This is a genomic window from Nonomuraea sp. NPDC001684, from assembly GCF_053596515.1.
This window is the reverse complement of the sequence record NZ_JBSFGJ010000519.1, coordinates 1-6145: the sequence shown is the minus strand read 5'-3', so window position 1 is coordinate 6145 and position 6145 is coordinate 1. Positions and strand designations below refer to the sequence as shown.

At 74.4% G+C, this 6145-nt stretch carries 6 protein-coding genes and 1 pseudogene; 3 read left to right on the top strand and 4 right to left on the bottom strand.

What is annotated here, in order from left to right:
- Together ACWCSD_RS45840 and ACWCSD_RS45835 are read right to left on the bottom strand one after the other, a co-directional pair.
- Positions 1–1462: pseudogene (locus ACWCSD_RS45840) on the bottom strand (alpha/beta fold hydrolase); the annotation flags it as partial.
- Positions 1459–2460: an ABC transporter ATP-binding protein gene (locus ACWCSD_RS45835; protein WP_449924931.1), complete on the bottom strand. Its 1002-nt coding sequence runs from the start codon at positions 2458–2460 to the stop codon at positions 1459–1461. The gene ACWCSD_RS45835 and the pseudogene ACWCSD_RS45840, both read right to left, overlap by 4 nt.
- 156 nt (positions 2461–2616) lie before the next feature.
- Between ACWCSD_RS45835 and ACWCSD_RS45830 the strand changes: the two genes are divergently transcribed.
- From ACWCSD_RS45830 to ACWCSD_RS45820, 3 genes are read left to right on the top strand one after another with little or no spacing between them, the layout of a single operon-like run.
- A complete protein-coding gene (locus tag ACWCSD_RS45830) occupies positions 2617–3837 on the top strand; it encodes a sensor histidine kinase (RefSeq protein ID WP_449924928.1) in 1221 nt (406 codons plus the stop codon).
- Positions 3822–4529, top strand: a complete 708-nt coding sequence (locus ACWCSD_RS45825) for a response regulator (protein ID WP_449924925.1) — start codon at positions 3822–3824, stop codon at positions 4527–4529. Before ACWCSD_RS45830 ends, ACWCSD_RS45825 begins: the two co-directional genes overlap by 16 nt.
- A 21-nt stretch (positions 4530–4550) precedes the next feature.
- Positions 4551–5111, top strand: a complete 561-nt coding sequence (locus ACWCSD_RS45820; RefSeq protein ID WP_397162940.1) for a GNAT family N-acetyltransferase — start codon at positions 4551–4553, stop codon at positions 5109–5111.
- A 13-nt stretch (positions 5112–5124) separates the two neighbouring features.
- Here ACWCSD_RS45820 and ACWCSD_RS45815 read toward each other — a convergent pair whose 3' ends face one another.
- Entirely contained in the window at positions 5125–5532 is a 408-nt protein-coding gene (locus ACWCSD_RS45815; protein ID WP_387680738.1) for a nuclear transport factor 2 family protein, read from the bottom strand.
- Between the two features lie 149 nt (positions 5533–5681).
- On the bottom strand, positions 5682–6145 hold a 464-nt coding region (locus ACWCSD_RS45810), incomplete at its 5' end, for an NAD(P)-dependent oxidoreductase (RefSeq protein ID WP_449924921.1).

Genomic DNA, 6145 nt, shown 5'->3' with positions numbered 1-6145 from the left:
GGACGCGGGAGGGGAACAGGCGGGCGTAGGCCGTCGCGGGGCGGCCGCCGTAGGAGTTGGCGAGGAAGCTCAGCCGGTCCTCGCCCAGGGCGACGCGGACGGCCTCGATGTCGCGGGCGACGGAGGCCGAGTCCATGTGGTCGAAGAGCTCCGGATCGGCGGCACGGCACCGCTGGGCGTGCTCGCGGTTCGTCCGGGCGAGGGCGGCGTACTCGGCGCGGTCGCGCGGCAGGGTGATCCACGGACCGGTGGTCAGGCATGCGTACGGCAGCACGCCGCCGGGTTCGACCGTGTTGCGCGGGGCGAGGCTGACCACGTCGAAGCGGTCACGCAACGGCGTGAACTTCCCGTGGAACTGCTTCAGGTCGTCGATGCCCGACGCTCCGGGGCCGCCGGGGACGGAGAAGAGCGTGCCGATCCGGCGTGCGCCGCCGGAGGCGGGCAGGAGGCCGAGCGGGACGGCGATCTTCCGTCCGGCCGGCTTGCTCCAGTCCACGGGCACCTGGACGGAGGCGCACCGCATGTCCCGGGGGGCGTCCTTGTCCGCGCACGGCCGCCAGACCAGGGAGGACGGTCCGGCGTCCGTCGAGTCACCGACGGCGGGCACCGCCACCAGGCCCGCCAGGAGCGCCGCGGCGGCGCCGACGGCCAGGACCCTGCGCGTGCCGCCCTTCGACGCGGTGACCGCGGCGCCCGCCGTCAGCGCGGCGGCGAGGTAGGCGAGCAGCAGCGCGGCCGCCGCCGGCGGGGACAGCAGGCCGCCGCCCACCCCGGCGATCTGGCCCGGCAGGTTCTCGATCATGTACGACCCGGCCCGCGCCCGCAGCGGCGACGGCAGGGTCTGGGCGGCGACCGGGAGCACCAGGAAGATCATGACGAGCGCGACCAGACTCCCGGGGGTGGACCGCAGCGCCGCGCCCACCCCCAGCCCGATCAGCGCCGCGGCCGCCATGGACAGCCCGGCGGCCACCACCGAGGTGAGCACCCCGGGGTCGGAGAGCGGTGTGCCCAGGGTCCGCCCGTCGAGCAGCACCTGACCGGCGCGCTCGCCGAGCACGGCCTGGGCGGCCAGGTGCATGGCGAAGGCCAGCAGCTGACCGGCGACCAGGGTGACGGCGGCCAGTCCGGGGACCTTGGCGAACAGGAACAGCTGCCGCCGGGGCACCGCCACCAGGCTCGTCCTGAACATGCCGGTGGCGTACTCGGAGGTGATGGTGAGGGCGCCCAGCGTGCCGAACACGAAGTAGGCGACCGGCAGGCCGGTGCCCAGGCCGTTGCCGTTGCCGGTGAAGCGCAGCCGCTCCTCGGCCGTCTGGTGGTCGAACCCCCGTCCCATCAGGTACGCCACCCCGGCGCAGGCCAGCACGGCGAGCAGCGAGACGGCCAGCAGGTACGCGTTCGAGCGCAGTGAGCGCAGCTTGAGCCATTCGGCGGCGACGGCGTCCGTCGTCGGGGCCGTCATCGGGCCGCCTCCGCGGTGACGGGGCGGGCGCCGTACTCGACGCTGTCCTCGGTGAGCTCCAGGAACGCCTCCTCCAGCGACGCGCCGCGCGGGGTCAGCTCCCGCAGCGCGATCCCGGCCCGCAGCGCCAGGTCGCCGATCACACCGGCCTCCAGCCCCCGAACGGACAGGCCCTGGACGGGCAGGCCGCCGGTCCCGGGCGGGTCGTGCGCGGGCGGCTCCGCGGGCTCGGGCGGGTCGTGCGCGGGCGGCTCCGCGGGCTCGGCGGTGACGGTCGCGCCGTGCCCGCGCAGGATCTCCGTCAGCCGTTCCGAGTCGGTGGCGCGCACCAGGACGTCGCGCTGGAACCGGGCGGCGAGCGCGTCCGTCGTGGTGTCGGCGATCAGCCGGCCGCGTCCGACGACGACGACGTGGTCGGCGGTGAGCGCCAGCTCGTTCATCAGATGGCTGGACAGCAGGACGGCACGGCCCTGGGCGGCGAGCGAGCGCAGCAGGTCGCGGATCCAGCGGATGCCCTCCGGGTCCAGCCCGTTCAGCGGCTCGTCGAACATCAGCGCCTTCGGGTCGCCCAGCAGCGCCGCCGCGATGCCCAGCCGCTGCTTCATGCCGAGGGAGAACCCGCCGATCCGCCGGTCCGCGACGTCCTCCAGCCCGACCTGGCCGAGGACGGCGGCCACCCGCCGCGGGCCGAGGCCGTTGCTGCGCGCCAGGCAGCCGAGATGGGCGCGGGCCGTGCGGCCGCCGTGCACCGCCCCCGCGTCGAGCAGCGCCCCCAGCGTGTGCATGGGCCGGCGCAGCGACGCGTAGGGGCGGCCGTCCACCAGCGCCGCACCGGCGGCGGGCGTCTCCAGCCCGAGCACGGCGCGCATGGTCGTGGACTTCCCGGCGCCGTTCGGGCCCAGGAATCCGGTCACCAGGCCCGGTCTCACGGTGAAGGTCAGGTCGTCCACGGCGAGTGTGCGGCCGTAGCGCATGGTCAGTCCTCTTACCTCGATCACGTCTCCCCCTCGTCGGCTGGTCTCGTCGAGCCTGGCGAGCCGGGGCCGCGGCCTCCATGGGTGCGCGCCCACCTGCCGGGGTGGGAAATCGCCACCCCGGGGGGTGGGGCCGGCCCCACCGCCTTCTGCTCGCCGATTGGGCAGACTGCATCTGTGATGGCAAGACGACCCTCGCCCGGCGGCCCGGCGTGGCGGGTGGTGACCGGCCTGGCGGCGTACGCGCTGAACGCGGTGACCGGCCTGGCGCTGAACGCCGTCACCGGCGTGGCCGCGCTGGCGCTGCTCGTCCTGGTGCCGGTGAGCGCCGTCCTGGTGCCGGTGGCCGGTCTCGGGCGGGGGCCGCTCGGCCGGCTGCTCGCGGCCGCTCGCCGCCTGGCCGGGTTCCAGCGCCGCTGGGCGGGCCGGACGCTCGGCCTCGACGGCGACGGCGACGGCGACGGGACCAGCACAGGGAACAGCACAGGGACCAGCGACGGGGACGGCGAGGGCAGGTGGCGGGAGCTGGCCTGGCTGGCCGTGCACGGCGTCACCGGACCCGCCCCGTTGGCGGCGGTGTGGGCGATGTTGTCCGCCCTGGACTACGTCTTCCTCCGGCTGCGGCCGGCCGAGACGAGCCTGCTCAACACGTTCGCCCTGAGCATGTCCACCGTGGCCATCGCCGTGGTGGTGCTCATGGCCGTCCCGCTGTTCCGTACCGGGCAGGCGCGGCTGGCGCGGCGGCTGCTGGACGCGCGGCCCACGCCGGACACGCGGATCCGGGAGCTGACCGCGTCCCGGGCCGCGCTGGTCGACGCGCGCGCGGCCGAGCTGCGCCGCATCGAACGCGACCTGCACGACGGCGCGCAGGCCAAGCTGATCGCCATCCGCATGCACCTGGGGCTGGCCCGCGGCTCCGGCGACCCGGACGAGACCCTGCGGATGATCGACGAGGCCCGCGAGATCGCCGGCCAGGCGCTGAGCGACCTGCGCGACCTGGTACGCGGCATCCATCCTCCGGTGCTGACCGACCGCGGCCTGGCCGGCGCCATCGAGGCGTCCGCGCTGCTGTGCCCGATGCCGGTCGAGATCGACATCGACCTGTCCGGCCGCCCGCAGCCGCCGGTGGAGTCCGCCGTCTACTTCGCCGCGGCCGAGGCGCTGACCAACGTGACCAAGCACAGCGGCGCCTCCCGCGCCTGGGTGCGGCTGCGGCACACCGCCGGCGTGCTCCGGCTGACCGTGGGCGACGACGGCGGGGGCCCGGTCCGCCGCGACCGGGGCACCGGCGTGCGCGGCATCGAGGACCGTCTGTCCGCCTTCGACGGCTCGCTCACCGTCAGCAGCCTTCCCGGCGGCCCGACCGAACTGACCATGGAGGTCCCGTGCGCGTTGTCATAGCCGAAGATCTCGCGCTGCTGCGGGACGGCCTGGTCCGCCTGCTGTCGGCGCACGGCTGCACCGTCGTGGAGGCGGTGGACAACGGGCCCATGCTGCTGGCGGCGCTGGTCCGGCACCGTCCCGACGTGTCGGTGATCGACGTGCGGCTGCCGCCCGGCTTCACCGACGAGGGGCTGCGCGCCGCGCTGGAGGCGCGCGCCCGGGTGCCGGGGCTGCCGGTGCTGATCCTGTCGCAGTACGTGGAGCAGCTGTACGCCAGGGAGTTGTTGTCCGACCGCTCCGGCGGGGTCGGCTACCTGCTGAAGGACCGGGTGGGCGACGTCGACCGGTTCGTCGAGGCGGTGCGCCAGGTGGCCGCCGGCGGCACCGCGATGGACCCGGAGGTCGTCTCCCAGTTGCTGACCCGCCGCGACAGGGACGAACCGCTGGCCGCGCTGACACCCCGCGAGCGCGAGGTGCTGACGCTCATGGCGGAGGGCCTGTCCAACCTGGCCATCGCCGCCCATTTCCAGGTCACCGACAAGGCGGTCGGCAAGCACACGAACAACATCTTCGCCAAGCTCGGCCTGCCTCCCTCCGACGACCACAACCGGCGCGTCATGGCGGTGCTGACCTACCTGCAGGCCGTGCCCGCCCCGCCGAGATCAACGGGCCTGGCCGCCCGTGAGAGGATTTCCCCGCAAGACGGGTGAATCCTGGACGGAAAGGCAGCAATGTTCGCGATCTCCCTGGGCGACGACGGCGCGGAGCTGCGTCCGCTGGAGCCCTGGCGGGCCGAGGAGTTCCTGAGCCACATGGACCGCGGACGCGAGTTCATCGGACGGTTCATCTCCCTGCCCGACCTCGTCACCGACCTGGAGTCCGCCAGGTCGGTGCTGCAGGCGTACGCGGACAAGGCCGCGGCCGACACCGGGCGCATCTACGGCATCTGGAACGGCGGCAGGCTGGTCGGCGGCGTGCTCTTCCGGACGATGGACGTCCGGCTCGGCACCGCCGAGGCGGGCTGCTGGCTGGAGCCGTCGGCGGCGGGCAAGGGCCTGGTGACCAGGGCCGTCCGCGTGATCATCGACTGGGCCGTCGAGGAGCGCGGCATCCACCGCGTGGAGTGGCAGGCCGCGGCCGGCAACACCGCCAGCATCGCCGTGGCCCGGCGGCTCGGGATGAGCAGGGACGGCGTCCTGCGCGAGAGCTACCCCCACCGGGGCGTCCGGCACGACGTCGAGGTCTGGTCCGTGCTGGCCCCGGAGTGGCGGGCCGGCCGCCGGACGGGCTGAACCGCTCGCGCGGCTACCCGGCTTCGTCCAGTTGCCTGGTGGTCTGGTCGATCCGGCGGATGCGGCCGTCCGGGGCCAGGCGGCCGAACATGAAGACCTCCGCCGTGAAGGTCCTGCCCTTGCGCAGCCTCGTGCGCAAGGTCCACCGGGCGGCGATCCGGTCGCCGGAGACCAGCGTCTCGTGGATCTCGACCCCGGTCCCGTCGCCGGCGGCCATCGCCTCCTGGTCGACCTGCCGCCGGACAGGGCGGACGTGGTCGATCATGCGCTGCCGGTCGATCACGAGGCCGTCGTTGCAGTACTCGAAGTCCGGGACGAAGTAGCGGTCGATGATCGTGGCGGGCTCCTCGGGGGAGACGGCCATGTCCCGGGTGTAGGCGGTCAGGAAGTCGGCGAGGTCGCGCTCGCAGGTGATGCCCATGAAGCGTCCTTGAGGGAGTGGGGTGGCTGCCGTCCTGATCCTCGCCGCCCGTGCCCGCCGCCGTCGTCGTACGGCCGGAGACGGTCCGCGCTACTCCCGCCGTCGTACGCTCCCGCGCGGCTACGGCGCCGGGAGGACACGACCGCCTGTCAGGGCCGGGCCGTCACGTCGTTCACGGGGCTGCGCGGCGCCTGCCCGGTCAGGACCCGGACGGCCTCCTCCGCGGCGAACCGCCGCACCGTCTCCACCGCCTGCTCGGAGTAGTAGGCGGCGTGCGGGGTGACGATCACGCCGGGCAGCGTGAACAGCGGGTTGTCCGGACGCCAGTCGCGCTGCTTGGCCGGCTCCTCCTCCAGGTCGTCCAGGGCGGCGCCGGCGATCCACCCCTCGGTGAGCGCCTGGTACAGCGCCTCGTCCTGGACGATCGGGCCGCGCGCGGTGTTGACGAGGATCGCGTCCGGCTTCATCCTGCGCAGCGTCGCGCGGTCGAAGGCGTGGTGCGTCCCCGAGGTGAGCGGCGCCTGGATAACCAAATAGTCGGCGCCCGCCACGAGCTCGTCGAACGACACCGGCCGCACGTGGTGCGCCAGGATCTCGGCGTCGTCCATGAAGG